20 protein-coding genes are annotated in these 19,951 nt (G+C 64.6%); 15 read left to right on the top strand and 5 right to left on the bottom strand.

The features are described from left to right. Positions 1–131 precede the first annotated feature (131 nt). From GNZ21_RS06515 to GNZ21_RS06485, 8 genes are all read left to right on the top strand, one after another. Positions 132–917, top strand: coding sequence for an ABC transporter ATP-binding protein (locus GNZ21_RS06515; protein ID WP_157322552.1), 786 nt, complete (start codon positions 132–134; stop codon positions 915–917). A gap of 38 nt (positions 918–955) precedes the next feature. After that, positions 956–1,951, top strand: coding sequence for an ABC transporter substrate-binding protein (locus tag GNZ21_RS06510; protein WP_157322550.1), 996 nt, complete (start codon positions 956–958; stop codon positions 1,949–1,951). A gap of 95 nt (positions 1,952–2,046) precedes the next feature. Continuing rightward, positions 2,047–2,766 carry a TetR/AcrR family transcriptional regulator gene (locus GNZ21_RS06505; protein WP_157322547.1) on the top strand — a complete coding sequence of 240 codons (720 nt, stop codon included), beginning with the start codon at positions 2,047–2,049 and terminating at the stop codon, positions 2,764–2,766. Between the two features lie 160 nt (positions 2,767–2,926). Further along, positions 2,927–3,028: an ammonium transporter gene (locus GNZ21_RS16070; protein ID WP_188503573.1), complete on the top strand. Its 102-nt coding sequence runs from the start codon at positions 2,927–2,929 to the stop codon at positions 3,026–3,028. A gap of 12 nt (positions 3,029–3,040) precedes the next feature. Then, entirely contained in the window at positions 3,041–3,382 is a 342-nt protein-coding gene (locus GNZ21_RS06500; RefSeq protein ID WP_157322545.1) for a hypothetical protein, read from the top strand. Then, positions 3,310–3,474 carry a hypothetical protein gene (locus tag GNZ21_RS06495; RefSeq protein ID WP_157322543.1) on the top strand — a complete coding sequence of 55 codons (165 nt, stop codon included), beginning with the start codon at positions 3,310–3,312 and terminating at the stop codon, positions 3,472–3,474. The genes GNZ21_RS06500 and GNZ21_RS06495 overlap by 73 nt, the downstream gene beginning before the upstream one ends. Before the next feature lie 10 nt (positions 3,475–3,484). Continuing rightward, positions 3,485–3,823, top strand: a complete 339-nt coding sequence (locus tag GNZ21_RS06490) for a P-II family nitrogen regulator (protein ID WP_157322541.1) — start codon at positions 3,485–3,487, stop codon at positions 3,821–3,823. 27 nt (positions 3,824–3,850) lie between these two features. Continuing rightward, on the top strand, positions 3,851–4,618 hold the full coding sequence (locus tag GNZ21_RS06485) for a gamma-glutamyl-gamma-aminobutyrate hydrolase family protein (RefSeq protein ID WP_157322539.1): 768 nt from the start codon (positions 3,851–3,853) through the stop codon (positions 4,616–4,618). Between the two features lie 15 nt (positions 4,619–4,633). On the opposite strand, the gene GNZ21_RS06480 is transcribed toward GNZ21_RS06485, so the two are convergent. The 3 genes from GNZ21_RS06480 to GNZ21_RS06470 all read right to left on the bottom strand — a co-directional run bounded on the left by GNZ21_RS06480 (position 4,634) and on the right by GNZ21_RS06470 (position 9,015). Then, positions 4,634–7,042, bottom strand: coding sequence for a DEAD/DEAH box helicase (locus GNZ21_RS06480; protein ID WP_373868406.1), 2,409 nt, complete (start codon positions 7,040–7,042; stop codon positions 4,634–4,636). 9 nt (positions 7,043–7,051) lie between these two features. Then, complete coding sequence (locus tag GNZ21_RS06475; RefSeq protein WP_157322537.1) at positions 7,052–8,101, bottom strand: homocysteine S-methyltransferase family protein; 1,050 nt, start codon at positions 8,099–8,101, stop codon at positions 7,052–7,054. Between the two features lie 206 nt (positions 8,102–8,307). Beyond that, positions 8,308–9,015, bottom strand: a complete 708-nt coding sequence (locus GNZ21_RS06470) for a GNAT family N-acetyltransferase (RefSeq protein WP_157322535.1) — start codon at positions 9,013–9,015, stop codon at positions 8,308–8,310. Positions 9,016–9,233: 218 nt separating this feature from the next. Here GNZ21_RS06470 and trhO point away from each other — a divergent pair, with 218 nt between their 5' ends. Continuing rightward, on the top strand, positions 9,234–10,223 hold the full coding sequence (gene trhO / locus GNZ21_RS06465; protein WP_188503571.1) for an oxygen-dependent tRNA uridine(34) hydroxylase TrhO: 990 nt from the start codon (positions 9,234–9,236) through the stop codon (positions 10,221–10,223). Between the two features lie 212 nt (positions 10,224–10,435). Here the strand turns inward: trhO and GNZ21_RS06460 are convergent, their stop codons facing one another. Next, on the bottom strand, positions 10,436–11,458 hold the full coding sequence (locus tag GNZ21_RS06460; protein ID WP_157322533.1) for a LacI family DNA-binding transcriptional regulator: 1,023 nt from the start codon (positions 11,456–11,458) through the stop codon (positions 10,436–10,438). A 231-nt stretch (positions 11,459–11,689) separates the two neighbouring features. Here GNZ21_RS06460 and GNZ21_RS06455 point away from each other — a divergent pair, with 231 nt between their 5' ends. From GNZ21_RS06455 to GNZ21_RS06445, 3 genes are read left to right on the top strand one after another with little or no spacing between them, the layout of a single operon-like run. Next, positions 11,690–12,793, top strand: a complete 1,104-nt coding sequence (locus GNZ21_RS06455; RefSeq protein ID WP_157322531.1) for a Gfo/Idh/MocA family protein — start codon at positions 11,690–11,692, stop codon at positions 12,791–12,793. Next, the gene (locus GNZ21_RS06450; RefSeq protein WP_157322529.1) at positions 12,793–13,815 is read left to right on the top strand and encodes a DUF6807 domain-containing protein; all 1,023 of its coding nucleotides are present in this window, start codon (positions 12,793–12,795) and stop codon (positions 13,813–13,815) included. The genes GNZ21_RS06455 and GNZ21_RS06450 overlap by 1 nt, the downstream gene beginning before the upstream one ends. Beyond that, positions 13,815–14,600, top strand: a complete 786-nt coding sequence (locus GNZ21_RS06445) for a cupin domain-containing protein (protein WP_157322527.1) — start codon at positions 13,815–13,817, stop codon at positions 14,598–14,600. The genes GNZ21_RS06450 and GNZ21_RS06445 overlap by 1 nt, the downstream gene beginning before the upstream one ends. Positions 14,601–14,611: 11 nt before the next feature. Here GNZ21_RS06445 and GNZ21_RS06440 read toward each other — a convergent pair whose 3' ends face one another. Then, the gene (locus GNZ21_RS06440) at positions 14,612–15,451 is read right to left on the bottom strand and encodes a GAP family protein (protein WP_157322525.1); all 840 of its coding nucleotides are present in this window, start codon (positions 15,449–15,451) and stop codon (positions 14,612–14,614) included. A 129-nt stretch (positions 15,452–15,580) separates the two neighbouring features. Between GNZ21_RS06440 and GNZ21_RS16175 the strand changes: the two genes are divergently transcribed. The 3 genes from GNZ21_RS16175 to GNZ21_RS06425 all read left to right on the top strand — a co-directional run. Beyond that, positions 15,581–16,795 carry a sensor histidine kinase gene (locus GNZ21_RS16175; RefSeq protein ID WP_157322523.1) on the top strand — a complete coding sequence of 405 codons (1,215 nt, stop codon included), beginning with the start codon at positions 15,581–15,583 and terminating at the stop codon, positions 16,793–16,795. After that, a complete protein-coding gene (locus GNZ21_RS06430) occupies positions 16,792–17,490 on the top strand; it encodes a response regulator (RefSeq protein ID WP_229659451.1) in 699 nt (232 codons plus the stop codon). The genes GNZ21_RS16175 and GNZ21_RS06430 overlap by 4 nt, the downstream gene beginning before the upstream one ends. 466 nt (positions 17,491–17,956) lie before the next feature. Beyond that, on the top strand, positions 17,957–19,951 hold a 1,995-nt coding region (locus tag GNZ21_RS06425; RefSeq protein ID WP_198345978.1), incomplete at its 3' end, for a choice-of-anchor G family protein.

Genomic DNA, 19,951 nt, shown 5'->3' with positions numbered 1-19,951 from the left:
TGAAACTTTAGGAGCCTACTGTTTCAATACAGTCTTTAAAGGAGCTTGAAGGTTTGCTTTGAATAGCCGTCCTAGCCGGTCGAAAAGTATGTCCCATACTGCGTACTGTTTCATCAATCAAGAGAGATAAAATGCTCATCGTTTCTGATATGGAGAAGACCTACCCCACCAAGTCCGGAGGGTTCACCGCGGTCAGCGGCATGTCCTTCCATATCGAGGAAGGGGAACTGTTCACCATCGTTGGTCCCTCCGGTGCTGGGAAGACCACCTTGCTCCGCTGCATCTCCGGACTCGACGACGTCACCGCGGGGAGCGTGACATTCAATGGCCAGCAGGTCAGCGGCCCGCCCCGGGAGTTCGCCGTCGTCTTCCAGGACTATGCGCGCTCCCTGATGCCGTGGATCACTGTGGCCAAGAACGTAGAACTGCCCTTGATGAAAAAGGGGATCTCCGCCGCCGAGCGCGCCCAGCGGGTCGCCAGCGCCCTGGAGGAGGTGGGACTGGCCGATGCCATGGAGAAGAAGCCCTTCCAGCTCTCCGGAGGCATGCAGCAGCGCGTGGCGATCGCCCGGGCGATCGCCTACCGGCCCCAGGTGCTCATCATGGATGAGCCCTTCGCCTCGGTGGACGCCCAGACCCGGGCCGACCTCGAGGACCTCCTGCTGCGCATCCGCGAAGAGACCGGCACCACCGTGCTGTTCGTGACCCACGACGTGGATGAATCCGTGTACCTGAGCAACCGGGTGGCCATCGTGTCCCGTTCCCCCAGCCGGATCGACGAGATCGTGGACATCCCGCTGCCCTATCCGCGGGATCAGATCCGCACCAAGTCCCTCCCGGAGTTCGCCACCCTGAGGACTCATGTCTTCGGGCGCATCCGGGAGATGGTCAGCACCGCCACCCCCATGGCGGCCTGAGCCCTTACCCCCACCCCTGAGGAAAAGGAAAGAAGAACATGATCACTCGCCTACCGCACCGCATGAAAATCATCACCGTGGCCTCAGCCGCTGCCCTGGCTCTCGCCGCTTGCGACGATGACAACGGGGAGAGCCCCGGGGAGGAGAACGGGGGCGACGACCTGGTGGAGATCAGCGTCGGCACCCTCAACGGCATCCTCTCCGCGCCGCTGTTCCTGGGCGTATCTGAGGGCATCTTCGAGGAGCACGGCCTGGGCGTTGACATCAGCTTCGCCGATGGCGGTGCCGCGGTCATCCCCGCGGTGCTCTCCGATGAGTACCAGTTCGGCTACTCCAACACGGTGAGCCAGCTGGCGGCGATCGACGAGGCCCTGCCCCTGCAACTGGTCCACCCCGCCTGGGCGCCCCACGGCGAATTCGAGGAGGACGATCACGGGCTGCTGGTCCTACCCGACAGCGGATTCGATGAGCCTGCAGACCTGGAGGGGGCGAATATCGCGGTCAACACCCTGCAGAACATCGGGGAGGTCCATGTCCGCCGCGCCTTCGACAACCTCGACCTGGACCACTCCGAGCTCAGCTGGACCCAGCTGCCCTTCCCGGATATGGGAGAAGCGCTCGAGCGCGGCGATGTCGATGCCATCTGGGTCTCGGAACCCTTCCTGGCCCCCGGCCTGGCAGCGGGATACGAGTGGCTGATCGCCCCGGGCGCCCAGTCCTTCCCCGAGCAGGTCGGCGGCTACTGGTCCACCTCTGTGTCCTATGCCGAGGCCAACCCCGAGGTGGTCGAGGCATTCCAGGACGCTATGACGGAGATCAACACCTTCGCGGAGGAGAACCCCGATCTGGTCCGTGAGGTGGCCGTGGAGGAGATGGGCTTCGATGCCGAGTACATTGACGACGTGAACCTGCCGATGTTCCCCAATGACAACGAGGTGGAGACCCTTCAGGACTACGCCGAAGCGTCCGTGGAGTACGGGATCCTCAGCGGAGAGCCTGAGGACTACGAGTCGCTGTTCGCGGGCAACGACTGAGCATGCGCCCGCCACGAGCGCTCCGGGTGAGGGGAGCCATGTCACGCACCTGCCGCTTGACTCCCCGGTCTCGCACAATGGGTAGCATCAACTGCATGGCCAGATCAGTCGCCCCGGGAGGACGCCCTCGTCAGAGCGGTATCGTCACCGATGACCCTCGGGAAGGCATCGTCACCGCCGCAGCGGAGCTCTTCGCTGAGAAAGGCTTCAAGGCCACGCGGATGACCGAGATCGCTCAGGCCTCGGGTCTGCGGCAGTCCTCCATCTACTACTGGTTCCGGTCCAAGGATGAGGTCCTGCGGGCCATCATGGATCAGAACCGGGTATCGCTGACGGCCGCCCGGGCCCTGGCCGGGCGCAGCGAACCCGCTCCGGTCCGGCTCTACATCGTGCTCTACCAAGACGTGATCCAGATGTGCTCGGCGCCGCTGAACTTCTACGACCTGGAGGAGTCAGCCACCCAGCAGCCCGATGTCTTCAGTGATTTCCACAGCGACTACGCGGAACTCGCCGGGAAGCTCCGGAGCATCGTGGACGACGGGCTTGAGGATGGCAGTTTCCGGACCGCGGATGCCGCAGAGATGGTCCAGGCGGCCCTGAACCTCAATGAAGGTAGCCAGTACCGGTTCCACTCCGGGATCAGCACCATGAATGATATGCACCGCTACGCCGATACCTCGGCGGAGGTCTCGCTGCGGGCCTTCCTGGCTGACCCCGACCAGACGGAGAGCATCCAGCAGGCCGCCCGGGCCGGGATCGCCGGATTCCGCGCCGTGCTGAGCCCCCAGATGCAGCCGGCCGCCGCCGAGGCGTAACCGTCCCCCGGGAATTTCCTGCGGCGTCGTCCCCGGAAAACGGCACCAGCGGCGCCGTCTCTCTCCTCCACTGCCCGCTGAGGACCGGGGCTGATGCCCCTCCCGCCTTATCTGATACCGCGTGCTCCTGCGCGCTCTCGATGAATGGAGGTAACTGACCATGGCTGCAGCAGATGTAGCATGGCTGATGATCTGCACGGCGCTGGTCGTCATCATGTTCCCCGGGCTGGCGTTCTTCTACGGCGGGATGTCCGGCGCCTAGAACGTCCTCAATATGATCCTCATGGTGATGAGCACACTCTTCTCCGTGGGGGTGATGTACCTGCTCATCGGCCACGGCGCGGTGCTAGGTGAATCCCTGGGCGGGGTGATCGGTAATCCGGCAGATTATCTCGGGATGCTCGGCTTCTACGAGGACACCGGGGACCAGGTCTCGGAGATCACTGACTTCGCCTTCTTCGCCCTGGTGGCCTGCATCACCGTGGCGATCGTGGCCTCGGGGGTCTTGGGCAGGATGAAATTCCGGGCAGCTGGACCCTGCTGGTGGGAGAGCTCATCGCTGTCTCCGTCACCTGCATCTACGCTTTCATCATCACCTGGGTGCTGGCCAAGGTGATGGATCTCATCATGGGGATCCGGGTCACGGATGAGGTGGAAGAGGACCTCGATTTTAGCATCCACGGCGAAACCGCCTACGACTACCGCTGAGGGAGCAGATATGAAACTCGTGACAGCGATCATCCAGCGGCGCAAGCTCGAAGCCGTGACTGAATCGCTCACTGCCGCAGGGGTGGGTGGGCTCACCGCCACCGATGTGCTCGGCTACGGCTCCCAGAAAAGTCGCAAGGAGGTCTTCCGCGACAGGGAGCACGCGGTGGACTTCCTCCCCAAGACCAAGATCGAGGTGATCGTTCCCACCGAGGTCGTGGAGCAGGTCATTGACACGATCGTCGATGCCGCCCGCACCGGGGAGATCGGGGACGGCAAGGTATGGTCCACCGATCTGGTCGGCGTGGTCCGGGTGCGCACGGGGGAGCACGGCAGTGACGCGATCTGAGCCGGCGGTGAGCCGGGAGCGGTGCCCATGACCCAGCCCGTGAAGTGCCCGCTGCGGATCCTCGTCTCGTACAGCATGGATGACGCCAATGTCTCGCAGCGCTACGCCGAAACCCTGCATGCGCTGGCCCAGCGCATGGGCCAGGCCCTCACCCGGGGAGGCCCGGACGTCCAGATCTGGTTCGTGGATGCAGCATCCCCCGGGGCCCAGCCGTCGGAGTTGCTACAGCGCGCTGACGGGCTGGTGATCCTCGGCGGGGCAGATATCGAACCCCGATTCTACACCTCGGACCCTGGAACCCGCGAACAGGTGGATGCTGAGGGGATCAACTCCGCTGTGGACGGCTTCGAAATGAAGCTTGCCCGCACGGCGGTGGAGAGACGCGTGCCGCTACTGGGGATCTGCCGGGGAATGCAGGTGGTCAACGTGGCCCTGGGCGGATCGCTGATCCCCGATATCGGGGCCGGAACGGTGCATAATCAGCGCCCGGGCAGCGATGAGATGACCACTCACCAGGTCGAGCTCACCCCGGGCACTGCGCTCGCCCGGATTTACGGATCCGCCAGGATCGAGGTCCGGTCAGCGCACCATCAGGCCATCGGCAGGCTTCCGGAGTTGCTGACGCCGGCGGCCTTTGCCGAGGATGGACTGCTGGAGGGCTACGAAGCCCGCGGAGAAGGATGGCTCGTGGGCGTGCAATGGCACCCGGAGGACCAGGAAGCCAGGGTTGACCACCTCAACGCCCTCGCACGGGCGTTCCTCGACGCAGCAAGAAGGTACCGCCGCAATTCCTAATGGCGGTTGAGAGGCTTAGGTAGGCAGCATGCCGCGGAGCAGGTTGAGCGCCCCCTGCTTGTGCAGCGGGGAGTTCCGGTTTCCGCATTTGGGAGACTGCACACAGCTGGGGCAGCCCTCCGCGCAGGAGCAGGCTGCAATGGTGTCCGCAGTGGCGCTGAGCCAGCGCTCCGCCATCCGGTAGCCGCGTTCGGCGAAGCCCGCCCCGCCCGGATGCCCGTCGTAGACAAAGATGCTGGGCAGCTCGGTGTCCCGGTGCAGTGCAGTGGAGACCCCGCCGATGTCCCAGCGGTCAGAGCTTGTCAGCAGCGGCAGCAGCCCGATCATCGCATGCTCGGCGGCATGCAGCGCCCCGGGAATATGCTCCACCACCACACCTGCCTGCTGCAGAACGGTCTCAGCGCCGGTGACCCACATCCCCTGGGTGCGCAGGGTGGAGGGTGGTAGTTCAAGCGGCTCATCTGAGAGCACCTCCGAGGTGCCCACCGCTTTGCGCTGGAAACCCACCACCGCGGACGTCACCTCCACCATGCCGAAGCACAGCCGGAAATCCCCCCACACCTGCTGCTCCAGCTCCTGAAGCACGGCAATCGAGGTGGTCTCCCGGGCCTGGGTGTAGAACGGCGGATTCGCCGGGCTCACCAGCACCGTGTTCTGCTCCAGGTCAAGCTCTTCCACAATGAAGGTCCTGCCCTGATGGACATACACCGCCTGCGGATGGGCCTGGGGCTGTACCTGAGCAGCCCCCATATCTCCCACCACTGTGCCGTCCTCTGCGTTGACGATGGTGTAGGGACCACCCCCATCAGAGCGCATCCGCACCCAGCTGGCTGCGGAGACATCATCGTGGCCGAAGAACCAGCCCCGGGGGCGGCGTCGTAGATGCCCCTGGGCGGTGAGTGAGTCCACCAGCTCACCCAGCCCGGCGAACAGCCCGGAGGCTGCGAGATCATCCGGCACCAGCGGCAGCTCCTGGGCGGCGGCCAGCAGATGCGCAGCGGCCACATGCGGGTTGTGCGGATCGGTCACCGCATCCTCCACCGGAGTGGCGAAGATCGCCTCCGGATGCTCCAACAGATAGGCGTCCAGCGGGTCGTCCCCGGCGATGAAGAACGCGGCACTGCGCTGCTCAGTGTCGGCAGAGCGGCCCGCCCGGCCCAGCTGCTGGAAGAAGCCGGCGCGGGTGCCCGGCCAGCCGGCGATCACCACCGCGTCCAGCCCCGAGATGTCGATCCCCAGCTCCAGGGCGGGAGTGGAGGCTGCACCCAGCAGCTCCCCGGTGCGCAGCGCCTCCTCCAGGGCCCGGCGCTCCTCCTTGAGGTACCCGGACCGGTAGGTGGCCACCCGGTCCTTCAGCGCCGGATCGGTCTCCAGGAGATTATCGCGGGCGATGGCGGTGATGGTCTCTGCTCCGCGCCGGGACTTGATGAACGCCAGGCTGCGGTGCCCGGCCACCACTAAGCTGCTGAGAATATCGGCGGCCTCAGCGGTCAGGCTGCGTTTCAGCGGAGCATCATTGTCCCCGGTGAAGCTGGACTCCGCCGGCTCCCATAGGTAGACGTCCACCGGACCGTGCGGGGAACCGTCCTCGGTCACTGCCAGCACCTGGGAACTGGGCTCACCGATCAGCCGGGAGAACGACGACGCCGGGTCACCACTGGTAGCCGAAGCTCCGGCGAACACCGGATCGGCACCATAGGAGCGTGCCACCCGGCGCAGCCTGCGCAGCAGCAGTGCGGTGTGTGAGCCGAAGATCCCTCGGGCGGTATGGGCCTCATCCACGATCACATAGCGCAGCCGGGAGAAGAACCGGGCCCAACCGCGGTGGTTTGGCAGGATGCCGGCATTGAGCATATCCGGATTGCTCAGCACCACATTGGCGTGCTGACGCACCCAGCGGCGCTCCTCCGAATCGGTGTCCCCATCGTAGGCGGCCGGCCGGATACCGCCGGATGGGCCGGCGTGGCCCACGGTTTCAGCCAGCTCAGCCAGCGCATCCAGCTGGTCGGCTGCCAACGCCTTGGTGGGGGAGAGGTAGAGGATGGTCGCGCCACCGGAGGGATGGGCAGGCACGCCCTGCGGCGGCCTCGTCCCCAGAATTGCGGCCAGCCCCGGCAACTGGGTGGCCAGGGACTTGCCGGAGGCGGTGCCCGTGGCCAGAATCGTGTGCCGGCCGGAATGCAGGGCTTGGGCAGCCTGCACCTGATGAGCATAGGGTCGCGGTACGCCCAGCTGCCGGTAGGCCGCCCGAAGCTCCGCAGGCGTCCACTCCGGCCAGTCAGCAGTCTGCGCAGGCCGGGCGGGCAGGGTCCGGATGTGCTTGACCGGGGAGCCCTCGCCCACCCGGACCGGCAGTTTGGCCGCGCGGAGCAGCCCCAGAGCCTCCGGAGCGGGGCGGCTGTCGGTTTCCTGGTGCTCAGTCACCCCACCAGGCTATGCCCGGCTGCCCAGTGCGGCGATGTTCTCGGGCAGCCGCTCATGCGAGCCGTACATAAAATGATTGGCCATATTCTCGGAGAACCGGCTGGCCTCGGTGGTCAGCCCCACCGCCTCGGCGGTCTCCCGGATGTGCATGGGCGAGGCACCGCAGCAGACGCCCAGATAGTTCACGCCCAGCGCATAGGCCTCCTTGGCGAAAGCACCGATCTCATACCGGTTGGTGTACAGCGGGTCCAGGGCAGTGGGAAAGGTCCGCCCGTGGGGTGAGGGTACTGAGGCGCGCACATCCGAGAGGTTGAAGAAGGTGGGCTCCTGCGCAGTAGTCCGGTAGGGGACGGGCAGTGCCCCCACATGGCAGCTGACCTTCTCCCGGATCTGCTTCAGCCAGGGCAGCATGGTCTCCGGACCGCGGAAGCAGTTCAGCCCCACCACATCAGCTCCGGCCTGCTCAAGCTGCTGTGCAGTCTCCACCACTCCTACGCCATCGGCCATCTCCTCGAATGCCATCGGTGCCAGGGTCAGTACCACCGGCAGGCCCGAGGATTTGGCTACCTCTAGGGCGGCGAGCGCCTCACCAGCGTAGTAGAAGGTCTCCCCGATGATCAGATCAGCGCCCTCCTCCACAGCCCAACCGACCATTTCCTGGAACATCCCGCGCACCTCGGCCTGCTTGGCCGGGTCCGCGGGATCCCAGATATTGGTGTTGGAGATATTGCCGGCCATAAAGTCGTTGGGACTGGCATCGGCCACCGCGCGGGCGATCTGCAGCGCGGCACGGTTCAGCGGTTCCAGCAGATCCTCTTTGCCGATCACTCGCATCTTCTCGCGGTGCCCGTTGTAGGTGAAGGCCTCCACAATGTCAGAGCCGGCCCGCTGGAAGTCCACGTGCAGGGTCTTCAGCGCCTCAGGGTGCTCGAGGGCCACCTCGGGGACGAACTCCCCGGCGGTCAGGTAGCCGCGGCGTTCAAGTTCAAAGAGGAACCCTTCGGCGCAGATCACAGGACCGGCGTCGAGACGGTCGTTCAGAGAGAGTCGCGCGGGCATATGCACCGCTCCTTTCAGTCGTTGACATGAAGCTGCCACGCGAAGGAGCGGCCGAGGCGAGGCCTCGCATATCCGGCCGGAAGAATTAACTGTCCGTGGCAGTGTCCATGACTATAGCGCAACACATCCACGCCGAACAAGATTATGTTCAACTATGCCGTGGGTACGGTGCGAGTCCGCGCCGATTCAGGGCAGCACCGTTGAGGCTATTGGCTGATCTCCTCATCGATCTGGGAGTGCGAGGGACGGCGGCGGTCCTCAGCCCCGGGGGCGCCGAAAACATGCACATCACCCAGGTGGGTCCAGCCGAGGTACTCATAGAGCTCCTGGCCGTCTGCGTTGGCAACCAACAGCCCCCAGGAGACGTCGTGCTCATGGGCGATAGCCAGCAGGGCGCGGGTCACGAAGGTGCCAAGACCCTGGCGCCGGTAGTCTGGGGAGGTGTAGATGCGGTCCAGGATCACATAGTCATCCACCACCGCCATCCGGCCCCGGGCGGCAACGTTCTCGCCCTGGTGCACGGTGAAGAGCACCCAGCCGTCGAAGTCCTCGCGGCTGGTGGTGTAGGTCTCCGGAGTGATCGGGTCCTCCACATCCTGGGTGCCCATATCCACCACCATGAGCTTCTCCTCATCGGAGATCATCTCCAGCCCGTCGACCTCCTTGGCGCCCATGATGTCCGAATCAGGTTCGGCAATCACGGTCAGCAGCCGGGTGGGACTCTTATCCACTGCAGCGGCCAGTTTGCGCAGCTCAGTCTCCTCGGGGTCAAAGACCACGTATTCCCACTCATCGGAGTCCGGGCCCAGCCGCGCAGAGTGCACGCCGCCTTCGTCGCGCACTTCGTAGCCGTGGGTCCGTGCCCAACCGGTCACCCAAATCTGGACAAGAGAGTCGCTCAGCTCGGTAGTCATTCTGTGCTCCGTTTCCTTCTCGGCCCGCGGTATCCTTCCAGATCACCGCCAGGTCGGGTCATATGCAATGCCTGCTCGCCGTCACCGAGGCAGGGCGGCTCATGAAGTTATGGGTTCACTATCCAACATATAGGCAAGATCACTTTCATCGGTAGGGGGCTTAGGTAACAATTGTCTGGACGGGCGGGGCCGGCGCCGTCGTAATACCCTTAAACGTTGTGACTGAGTCCCGCATTGTTCTGTACTACAAGTTCGCCCCGGTCAAAGACCCGGAGGCGGTGAAACTCTGGCAGCGGGCGCTGTGCCGGGAACTGGGCCTCAAAGGCCGGATCATCATATCCGAGCACGGCATCAACGGCACTGTGGGTGGTCCGATGCGGGCGGTGAAACGCTATGTCAAGGAGACCCGCAGCTACCGCCCGTTCCGCGGCACCGAGTTCAAGTGGTCCGCCGGCGGCGCGGAGGACTTCCCCAGGCTCAGCGTGAAGGTCCGGCCCGAGCTGGTGGCCTTCGGGGTGCCCGAGCAGGTCAAGGTCAATGAAGACGGCGTGATCGGCGGCGGGGAGCACCTCAAGCCTGAGCAGGTCAACCAGCTGGTGGAGACCAAGAAGGCCGAGGGCGTGGAGGTGACCTTCTTCGACGGGCGCAACGCCCTGGAAGCCCAGATCGGGCGGTTCAAGAATGCTGTGGTCCCGGATACCGAGACCACTCGGGACTTCATCGCTGAGCTGGACTCCGGCAAATACGACCACCTCAAGGACAAGCCGGTGGTCACCTACTGCACTGGCGGTATCCGCTGTGAGGTGCTCTCGGCCCTGATGAAGGACCGTGGCTGGCAGGAGGTGTACCAGCTGGATGGAGGGATCGTCCGCTACGGGGAGACCTACGGTGACTCCGGCTACTGGGAGGGCGAGCTGTATGTGTTCGACGGGCGGATGAACACCCGGTTCAGCGAGGAGGCCAAGACGCTGGGCGAATGCGTGAGCTGCACAGCGGCCACCTCAACCTTCCACAACTGCCTGGACCGCGGCTGCTCCACCCTCCAGCTCTACTGCGATGACTGCGCGCATATCCCGGCCACCCAGCGCTGCGCTACATGCGCAGCCCGCCTAGTCGCCAACCCGGAGGATCCCAACTCCGGGAACCTGGGCAAAGTACGACGACGCCCCACCCCACCTCTGTCTGAGCTGCCAGCGGGCAGTAGGTGACACTGAGACGGGCTGGGGCCCGTGTTGTCGTTCACTACTGCCCAGGATTGGTGGAACTGGCGGGTGTACTGGGCAGTGGGTGATGCTGGGAGGGGTTGGGGCCCGTGTTGTCGTTCACTATTGCCCAGGATTGGTGGAACTGGCGGGTGTACTGGGCAGTAGGTGACGACATGCTTGTTCGTGCAGCGAGTTGTCGTAGCGGGCTGCCCACCTCAGCGGCGCGGAGTGGAGGCGCGCAGAATCACTGAGGTGGGAACCTCCACAGTGCGCGGCTCCGTGCCTTCGGAGAGTGCCAGGTCCATGGCGCGCCTGCCGATCTCTCCCAGCGGGGCGTCCACAGTGGTCAGCGCGGGGGTGACATCCTCGGTGAGCGCAATGTTGTCGAAGCCGGCCAGCCCGATCTGGGCACCCGGCTGCACCCCGGCCTCACGCATGGCGGTGGCCGCGCCGAATGCCATCAGATCACTGGCCGCGAAGACCGTGTCCAGCTCCACGCCCCGCTCCAGGAGCTGGCGCATAGCTGCGTAGCCGCCGTCGCGGGTGAAGGCTGCCTCCGCCACAGCCTCCTCCTTCAGGGTGATAGAGCGCTCAGCCAATCCCTGGGTAAAACCGGCCAGCCGGTCCGCGTTGGTACGCAGCCGGCGGTAGCCCACTGCGACCCCGAAGCGCTGGCCGCCCTGGTCGACCAGAGCGTGGGCCAGGGCCTTGGCGCCCTCAAAGTTCTGGATCTCCACCAGGTCGAAGGGGGAGGGGCCCTGGGAGACCAGGACCACCCGCCCACCGGCCTGTTGGTAGGCGGCGAGCTGCTCCTCGATGGCCGCAGCCTGAGGGTCCTGGTCCCAGCGGGATCCGACCACCACGATCGCCCGCGGCCGTTGTGAGCGGAAAGTGCGGATCATATCCCGCTCGTCAGCCGAGCGGCGTTCGGAGGTGGCCATAGTGACCATCAGCCCGGCCTGCCGCGCCGCGGCCATGATGCCGGAGCTGATTGCGCTGAAGTAGGGATCGGCAATATCGCTGACCAGCACCGCCACTGTGGGTGAGGCCCCCTTCACCACAGTCTGCGCCGAGAGATTCGGCAGATAGCCGAGCTCCTCTGCGGTTTGGGTGACCCGGACCCGGATCTCCTCGCTGACCTTGCGGGTGCTGCCGTTGATCGCCCGGGAGGCGGTGGCGATGGAGACTCCGGCAGCCTCGGCGACCTGGGCTAAGGTGACCTGGTGCTGAGGCGGCATAGCGTGCTCCTTGGTGTTCCCGGGGTGGCTGCTGCCCGGGGCGGGGTATCGAGGTCGGGTGGGCGGCGTCGTCCCTGATTCGGTAGTGCGGAGCTCAGGGCAGCTTGCTGTGTTCGTCATCGTATCCGGAAGAATGGCGACATGAGGGCGATTACGTGGTGCTGTTGCGCTGGGCAAACGTTTTCCAATAGGCTGTGAACAGCATCACAATCTGTCAAGGAGTCATGGATCATGTCCAAGGTCAAAGTCGGCCTCATCGGTGCCGGCGGCATCGCCACTATCGCCCATCTGCCCACCCTGCGTGCCCACCAGGATCGGGTCGAGGTGGCAGCCATTGCCGATCTCGATGCCGACCGGGTCGCTCAGGTAGCCCAGGAGTGGGACATTCCCGGGCGCTACACAGATGTGGACGCCCTGCTGGAGGCGGAGAAACCCGATCTGCTGATCGTCTGCACCCCTCCCTCGGCGCATAAGGAGGCGGTGCTCAAAGGCCTGCGGGCCGGGGCCTGGGTCTGGTGCGAGAAGCCCCCCATGCTCACCCTTTCTGACTATGACGAGGTGGAGGCCCAGGAGCGTGAAGGCGGCCCCTACGCCAGCTACGTGTTTCAGCACCGGTTCGGCTCCGGGGCAGCCACCCTGAAGCAGCAGGTGGCGCAGGGCACCCTGGGGCGGCCGATGGTCGCTCTGTGCAACACCCTCTGGTACCGCCCGCACGCCTACTATGACGTGCCCTGGCGCGGACTCTGGGCCACTGAGGGGGGTGGCCCGGCGATGGGTCACGGCATCCACCAGATGGACCTGCTCTTCGAGGTGCTCGGCGACTGGACCGAGGTCACCGCAGTGGCAGACACCCTGGACCGCGATATCGAGACCGAGGATGTCAGCTTCGCCATCGTGAAGTTGGAGTCCGGAGCCATCGCCTCCATCGTGAACTCGGTGCTCTCGCCCCGGGAGACCTCCTACCTGCGCTTCGACTTCCAGGACGCCACAGTGGAGGTGGAGCACCTCTACGGCTATGACAACTCCTCCTGGCGGTGGACCCCGGCACCGCATAAGGCGGAGGACACCGAGACCGTGCAGTCCTGGGCCCCGCAGGAGAACATCCCCTCCTCACACCGGCAGCAGCTGGCAGAGCTGCTCGACGCCATGGCCGAAGGCACCCGCCCGCGCGCCTCAGGTCACGACGGGCGCCGCACCTTGGAGTTCATCGCCGCTCTCTACCAGTCGGCTGAGACCGGCCAGCGGGTCCGTCGCGAGGACTTGGTCAAGGACGGCATCTACTACACCGGCATGCATGATGCGAACTACATCTACCAGAAGCCGCAGGAGGGCTGATGAACCAGTTTGAGGTTGAAAATTACGACGACGCCCGACTGGGCCGGGTGAGCACTGGTACCGGGACCAGCACCGCTGCTGAGTCTTCCCAGGCGGTGGGGCAGCACCAGCGAGGGGGCGCGGTCTCGGTGCGGGCCGGGGACGTTGAGATCGCCCGCTACGAGACCGACCCCGACTCACCCCAGGACGAGGCGCCCAAGCCCTACCTGTTTCCGCTGCGGTTCACCGGCGGAGCTGAGGCCTCGGTGCGCCGGCCCTGGGACCACCGCTGGCACACCGGGCTGCAGTTCACCTGGTCCCATGTGGATGACCAGAATTTTTGGGGCGGGGCCTCCTTCGACAAGGAGACCAAATGGTATGTGATGAAGGACAACCTGGGCACTATGCGGCATACCGGGTTCCGCACCGCACCAGCCGGTGGGGACGAGGTGGTCCTCGATGAGGACCTGCAGTGGATCACCGCCGCAGGGGAGCATTGGATAGATGAGCACCGGGTCCAGCGCCTCCACTCACTGGACCTGAACCGCTTTGCTGAGGGCCGCGGTATCTGGGCGGTGGACCTCGTCACGGAGATCACCAACGTGCGCGGCTCCACCATAGATTTGGGCAGCCCCACCACCGCTGGCCGGGAGAAAGCCGGCTACACCGGCTGGTTCTGGCGCGGGCCGCGGTCCTGGACCGGCTGCAAGGTCGTCTCCTCCACCGGGATGGAGGAGGATTCGACCATCATGGGCACTGAGGCCGAATGGGTGGCCTTCAGCTCTGAGCACGATGACTTCAACGGCGGCGGCACGGTGCTGGTCTACTCGGGCAGCTCAACCTCTGAGGACACTGCGGTGCCCCCGGTCAAATGGTTCACCCGCACCGGGATCTTCGCGGTGGCCAGCCCCTCACCGGCCTTCGACCAGGAGATCCACCTGCCCGCCGACGGTACTCTGAAACTCAACCACCGCTTTGTGTTCATCGACCAACTGCTCGAGGGCGATGAGCTGACCGCCATTGCTCAGGAGTACGCGCTCTGATGTCTAGCCCTGCAGAGACCCCCGGCAGCCAGGTTCCCTCCGGAGCAGGCCCCGTGGTGGACCGCGCCCTGCCGCACTTCCCCGGCGGCACCAGCCTCTCCCACCTCTGCGTCTACGACTGGGACACCCCGGACGGGCTGCATGGCGGCTCCCCGCATCTGCACACCCTGTCCACCGAGGCCTATGTGATCACTGCCGGCCGCGGCGAGGTGCACACCATCAGTGCGGCGGGGCCCGCCCAGGATGCACTGGAGCCTGGCTCCCTGCTGTGGTTCACCCCTGGGACCGTGCACCGGCTGGTCAACCACGGCGGGTTGGAGATGGCCGTGGTGATGTCCAATGCCGGGCTGCCCGAGGCCGGTGACGCGGTGCTGACCTTCCCCGAAGAGATTGTGGCCGACCCTGAGAAGTACGCGGCAGCGGTGGCTTTGCCAACGGACGCCGACAAAGCGGAGGCCGCCCGTACCCGTCGCGACCTGGCACTGGAAGGCTATGAGCAGCTGCTGGCTGCTATCGAAACCGAAGGGGTGGAGGCGGCGATGGGCCGGTTCTACCAGTATGCGGTGAACCTAGTGCGGCCCAAGACCCAGCGCTGGCAGCAGATCTTCGAGGCCAATGTGGCCGCTGAGACCCAGCGCACCGCCGAGCAGCTGGCCGCGCTGGCAGCCGGGGACGGCTCCCACCTGGGCCAGGCGACCGTGCTGCGCGGCACACCCCAAGCCGGCAGCGACAGCTCCCCACGCCTCTACGGAATGTGCGGCCGTCTGGCCACCTGGCGCGCCTGAGGGCGGCAACGTTATAGCAGCCCGGAGTCTTGTAGGCCCTCCAGGGCATTCAGGCCCAGGAACAGGCCGAGCAGGAACAGGATCAGCGCAATCGTGCCATTGGCATGCCGACTGAGGAAACCCTCCAGTTTGGCCAAAGGGCGTTCCAACAGGGGGCGGGCTGCGATCCTGCCCAGCAGCAGCACCAGTGCCGGGGTGATCATCACCGCGCAGTAGAACAGGATCATCAGTGCCGAACCCGGCGGCTCAGGAGCCGTGCCTGCTACTAGCCCGATTCCGGCAAGATAGGGAATCAGCGTGGCGATCTCCAGGCCCACCGCGGCAAGGGCCAGTGCCAACAGGGGGCCGAGACCCCCGGAGGAGCCCTCACCCACTGCCCGGGCGCGGAATCGGCTCACGCGGCCGTCGGTGTCGCGCTGCGCCTCGCGCTGACGCTTCTTCTCCTTGCCCGCCTCGGTCCAGGGGTCCAGTCGCATGCTGTACCAGATCAGCCCCGCAGCCAGCACCGCCTGAGCGAGGAGGAACGCCTCAGACTCGCTGGCAGCGTTGAACCAGGCGAGCAGCTGATCTCCCACTAGCACCAGGGAGGCCAGGAGCACCAGGCCGATCACGGTATAGGCCCCGGCCACCACGCCCAGGTAGACCAGCACCCGTCCGGCGCGCAGCCGGCCCGGAGCCATCAACAGCCACACTGGGATCAGCAGGGTGCCGAAGCTGGTGGAGTCGATCAGTGCCAGCACGGTAAGGATCCCCAGCAGGGCCCAGGGGCCTTCTCCGCCTGCGCCGAGCCACTCCCCGGGCAATGCGTTGAGCCCCGTCTGGAGCAGGGCAGTGGTAATCAGTCCATTCATAACCACGATCATCCGGCCCGGATCTCCTGCGCACATCGGCCAAAGGATGGAACCGCTTTCTGCAGCCAGCAACCCTTCTCCCACTTTCGGCGGAGGCCGCAGGGTGCAGGACTATGGTCGAATAACGGTGTGCCCCGAAACTACCGTGCCCACCTGCAGACCGCCGCCTACCTGGCGCTGGGCGTAGTAGCAGTGCTGGCCGGCTGGGCTGGACCCACCGGCCTGCCCTGGTGGGAGCACCTGCCCGTGGCACCCCAGACTTGGTGGCACCTGGTCACACTTGCAGCCATGGGCACGGTGATGCTGCTCAAAGTCCAGCGCCCCACCCTGGCCCTGCTGCTGGGCGCGGCCTGCGTGGCTGCCGATCTCAGCTTCGGCTTCAACGCTGGGATCCTGATCTGCCTGACCGATCTCATCTACAGTCACGGCGTGCGGGCACCCGCCCGCCGGGCCAAGGCGGCTGAACGGGTGTTGGGAGTCGTCGTCATTTTGGTGACCGCAGCGGCGGTCCTCTTCAACACGCTGCTCACAGGGATCAGTATGCTGCTGCTGGCCACCGCGGTGCTGATGGTTCCGCTCTGGTGGGCCGCCGAGGTGCGCCGCGGTTATCCGGCTTTTGTAGAGGACCAAATCAGGCAGCGGCTGGAAGAGGAGCGGCACCGGGAGCTGCTGGCTGAGCAGCAGCGCAGACGAAGCGCCGCGATAGACAGTGAGCGGCGCCGAATGGCCCGGGAACTTCACGATGTAGTTTCTTCTCAGGTGGCTTCCATCGCCCTGACCTCCGGGGCGGTGCTGAACGCGGATCCAGACCATGAGCGCGACCGCAGGGCGCTGCAGACCATCCGGGGGACCAGTGTGGAGACCATGGATCAATTGCGTCAGATGGTCCAGATGCTGCGCAGTCAGGGACAGGAGGAGGACGACGCCGCAGCGGAGCTGCTCACCGCAGTCACCTGGGAGCAGGTGCTCGCCCAGGCGCATCGCCAGGGCCTGGAGCTCGAGGTACGCGGCGCCCCGCCGAGCCAGCTGGGTCCGGCTGTACAATCCGTGCTGCTGCGTATCCTGCAGGAGTCGCTGACCAATGCGGCTCGGCACGGCGCCGGGACTGCCGAGGTCTGGCTGCGGACCGGGCGGCGGAAGTTGGTGTTGACCGTGGAGTCCGCGCTGGACGAGGAGGAACGCGAAGCGGTGGTGGAGGGGACCGGGACCGGGCTGATCGCCATGGAAGAACGTGCCCAGAGCATCGGCGGCAGCGTCTCCGTTGGGGAGCACCGGGGCAGGTGGCGAGTGCAGGCGCAGCTGCCGCTGGGCCGGGACTGGACAATTCACAAGGAGGAAGGGTGAGCCCTCAGGGAGCCCGCGGGAAGGACTCAGCAATCACCGTGCTGCTAGCCGATGACCATTCCAGTGTGCGGGCCGGCCTGCGGCTGCTCCTGGAGACTGCAGAAGGGATCGAGGTGGTCGGCGAAGCGGCTGACGGTGAGGCGGCCCTGGGTCAGGTCCGGGCGCTGGGGCCGGATGTGGTGTTGATGGATGCCCGAATGCCTGGCACCGACGGGATCGCAGCTACCCGCCGTCTCGTGGAAGAGACCGATACTGAGGTGCTGATGCTCACTACCTTCGACCTCGATGAAGTGGTCTTCGGTGCCCTGCAGGCCGGAGCGGCTGGGTTCCTGCTGAAGTCGGCCGAGCCCAGGGACCTCGTTGAGGCGATCCGGCGAGTGGCAGCCGGGGACGGCGTCGTCGCCCCTGAGGTAACCCGCAGAGTGCTGGACACTTTTGTCAGCGGCGCCTCAGATCAGGCGGCGAAGGAACCGGCCGGTGACAACGCGCAGCTGGACGGACTCACGCCGCGGGAGCGGGAGGTGCTGGCTGCCCTGGGCAGGGGACTTGGCAATGCCCAGATTGCCGCGGAGCTGTTCATCACCGAGGCTACAGTGAAGTCCCATGTCTCCAGTCTGCTGGCCAAACTGCAGCTGAGCTCACGTATGCAGGCGGCAGTCCTCGCCCGCGAATCGGGTGTGGGTGAAAGTCATTGACGACGGCCGAGAAATGTGCTGCATCTGATGCAGCTAGGCCAGCGAGAACACATTTGCTCTGATTTGCTGCGTAGCGTAAACCTGAGAACTTCCCTAAGTCACCCTCTGTTTACCCTTATTTTACCTGAACAGTTCCCTAGTGAGTTTGGGCTGACCAACCTCGCCGCTTCACTAGCTTCCCGAGGGCACCGAACCTCGTGGAACACCTGCTGAGCTGGGGGTTTCTGTGGTCTTAAGCGAAGTTACTAGCCAGTGAAATAGGCGCGCTGCTGCAGGTGTCCTCTAGGGGAACTTCTTTTTTTTTCCCTAGCAAGACCTTGATGGGGGCTTGTTAATGTGTTTGCATGAAGTGGGCCCGCGGTCTCGCCGGCCCTCTTTTGGGTGTCAATTGGAACAGGGGAAACCATTGTCTCTCTCACCGTCCTTAGAAAGATCCGCGCCTCCACCGGGGAGGCTCAAACGCTGGATGGCATATACTTCCAGCGCAGTATTGGCCGCAGGCTTGGCCGTGGCGGGCTCTGCCCCTGCGCAAGCCGCGCCAGATGATGTGTCGGAGGCGCTCGGTAAGTTCCTAGGCGGCTCTGCAGTCAATATTGATCTTGATGACATTGCCGAGGTCAACGGTGCGTTGGCAGAGAATCCCAGCGGTGAACACCCGTTGGTCACAAACCCTTTGGGTGCTGAGGTTCTGAACGTCGTCGGTCTCGACTTGGGTGATGGTCTGCAGCTGTTCGGGCCCAATGGTGTCATTCAGCTCGGAGCGGTGAACCAGTACGCCGAGGCCGCCGATGACGGCAGAGCAGAGGCTGCTTCTGGTGCGGTGGCCGATCAGGGCGGAATCGCTGTCGGCGCTTCCGATGAGTTTCCCTCTGATGCGACGCTGGATCTGAGTGCGCTGCTCTCTGAGGTAGGCGGTGCGGGCACCAGTTACCTCGTTGAGGACCTCAGCCTCCAGTTGGGTGCTGTTTCCTCCAGTATTGAACAGGTTGACGGTGCGGATCCGGTACCTGCCTATCAGATTGCCGGTGCCACTCTGAATATCGTCAGTCCTGCTGTGGGTGGTGTCTACGACTCCCTGGAAGGGACGGTTGACGAACTCCAGGTGGCCCTCGAGGGGCTTTCGTCAGAGTTGGAAAGTCTTTTGGGAGCTGAGCTGGGGGTTGCTGGTGTCGGTCTGAGTACCGATGTCACCTTTACCCCGCCAGATCTTTCAGCACTGTTGCCGGAGAACTTGATCGGTGAGTCCAGTGGTGTCACCGTCAACCTCGCTACCGGTGCGGTCACGGTTGACCTGGAGACTTTGCTGGCCGCTAACCCTGACCTTCCGAATCTCAACGCGATGCCGGCGAATTCGGAGCTGCTGAGCGGTCCCGTCGTTGCCGCAATTGCCGACGGAATCACTCAGGCAGTCACCGATGTTGTCACAGAGATCGTCACGAACCTCGAGACATCGATCTCTGAAACGCAGCTCGGTGTTAGCGTTGGGCTTTCGGTTCCGCTCCTCGCGAGCGTCGATCTCAGTGTGGACGCGACCATAGGTGAGCTGCTGGCAGGCAATGCAGACGATCTGGTGACCATCAATACAAGTGGTGTCGTCGGTGAACTGCTGAATCTCCTCGGACTGGGGAGTGTCACGGAACTGGCGAATGATCTTGTGGGCCTGCTGACTGGTGCCCTCGGTGACTCACTCGATGTGCTGGGTGACTTGGAAGGCGTCGTAGACGACATCACTGGTCCCCTGGCCACCGAGGTAGTTGGACCGCTCCTGGAAGTTGTGAACCAGGTTGTTGCCGTTACCGTCAATGCCCAGCCTGGAGTTGGTGATCTGGGCGAGGGTTCCAGCACAGTGCGTGCTGTAGAGATCAATCTGCTTCCCAACTCTCCGCTGGCTACTGTTCAGTTGGCTTCTTCAACTGTGCGTGGCACTGATGTGGTCTACGAGACCTCAATCTCTGCGAATCCTGATGTTGTTGAGCAGGGTGCTGAGACAGTGGTGACCGGTGAGGGCTTCGCGCCCGGCGAGAACGTCACCGTCAGTATCCCCGGCGAAGATGGTGTAGAAACTACCGCAAATGATGATGGCACCATCTCCGTGACTCTGCCGGTTCCTGACGACTACGGTATTGGTCCGGTGGATGTCACCGCAGTCGGTGATGTATCCGAGACGCCTGCGAGCACCACCATCACCGTGATTGAGCCCGATGCGGGTGATGAAGACGGTGACGAGGATGGCACTGAGGACGGTGTTGAGGATGGCACCGACGATGGTGACGTTGATGGCACTGAAGATGGCACCGAGGACGGTGTCGAGGACGGTACTGACGACGGTGACGTAGATGGCACTGAGGACGGTGTTGAGGATGGCACTGACGACGGTGACGTAGATGGCACTGAAGATGGTGTTGAGGATGGCACCGACGATGGTGACGTAGACGGCACTGAGGACGGTGTTGAGGATGGC

Source organism: Nesterenkonia alkaliphila, assembly GCF_009758175.1.
Lineage (GTDB): Bacteria > Actinomycetota > Actinomycetes > Actinomycetales > Micrococcaceae > Nesterenkonia > Nesterenkonia alkaliphila.
The sequence above is the reverse complement of the archived record's forward strand: the minus strand, read 5'-3'. Positions and strand labels throughout refer to the sequence as shown.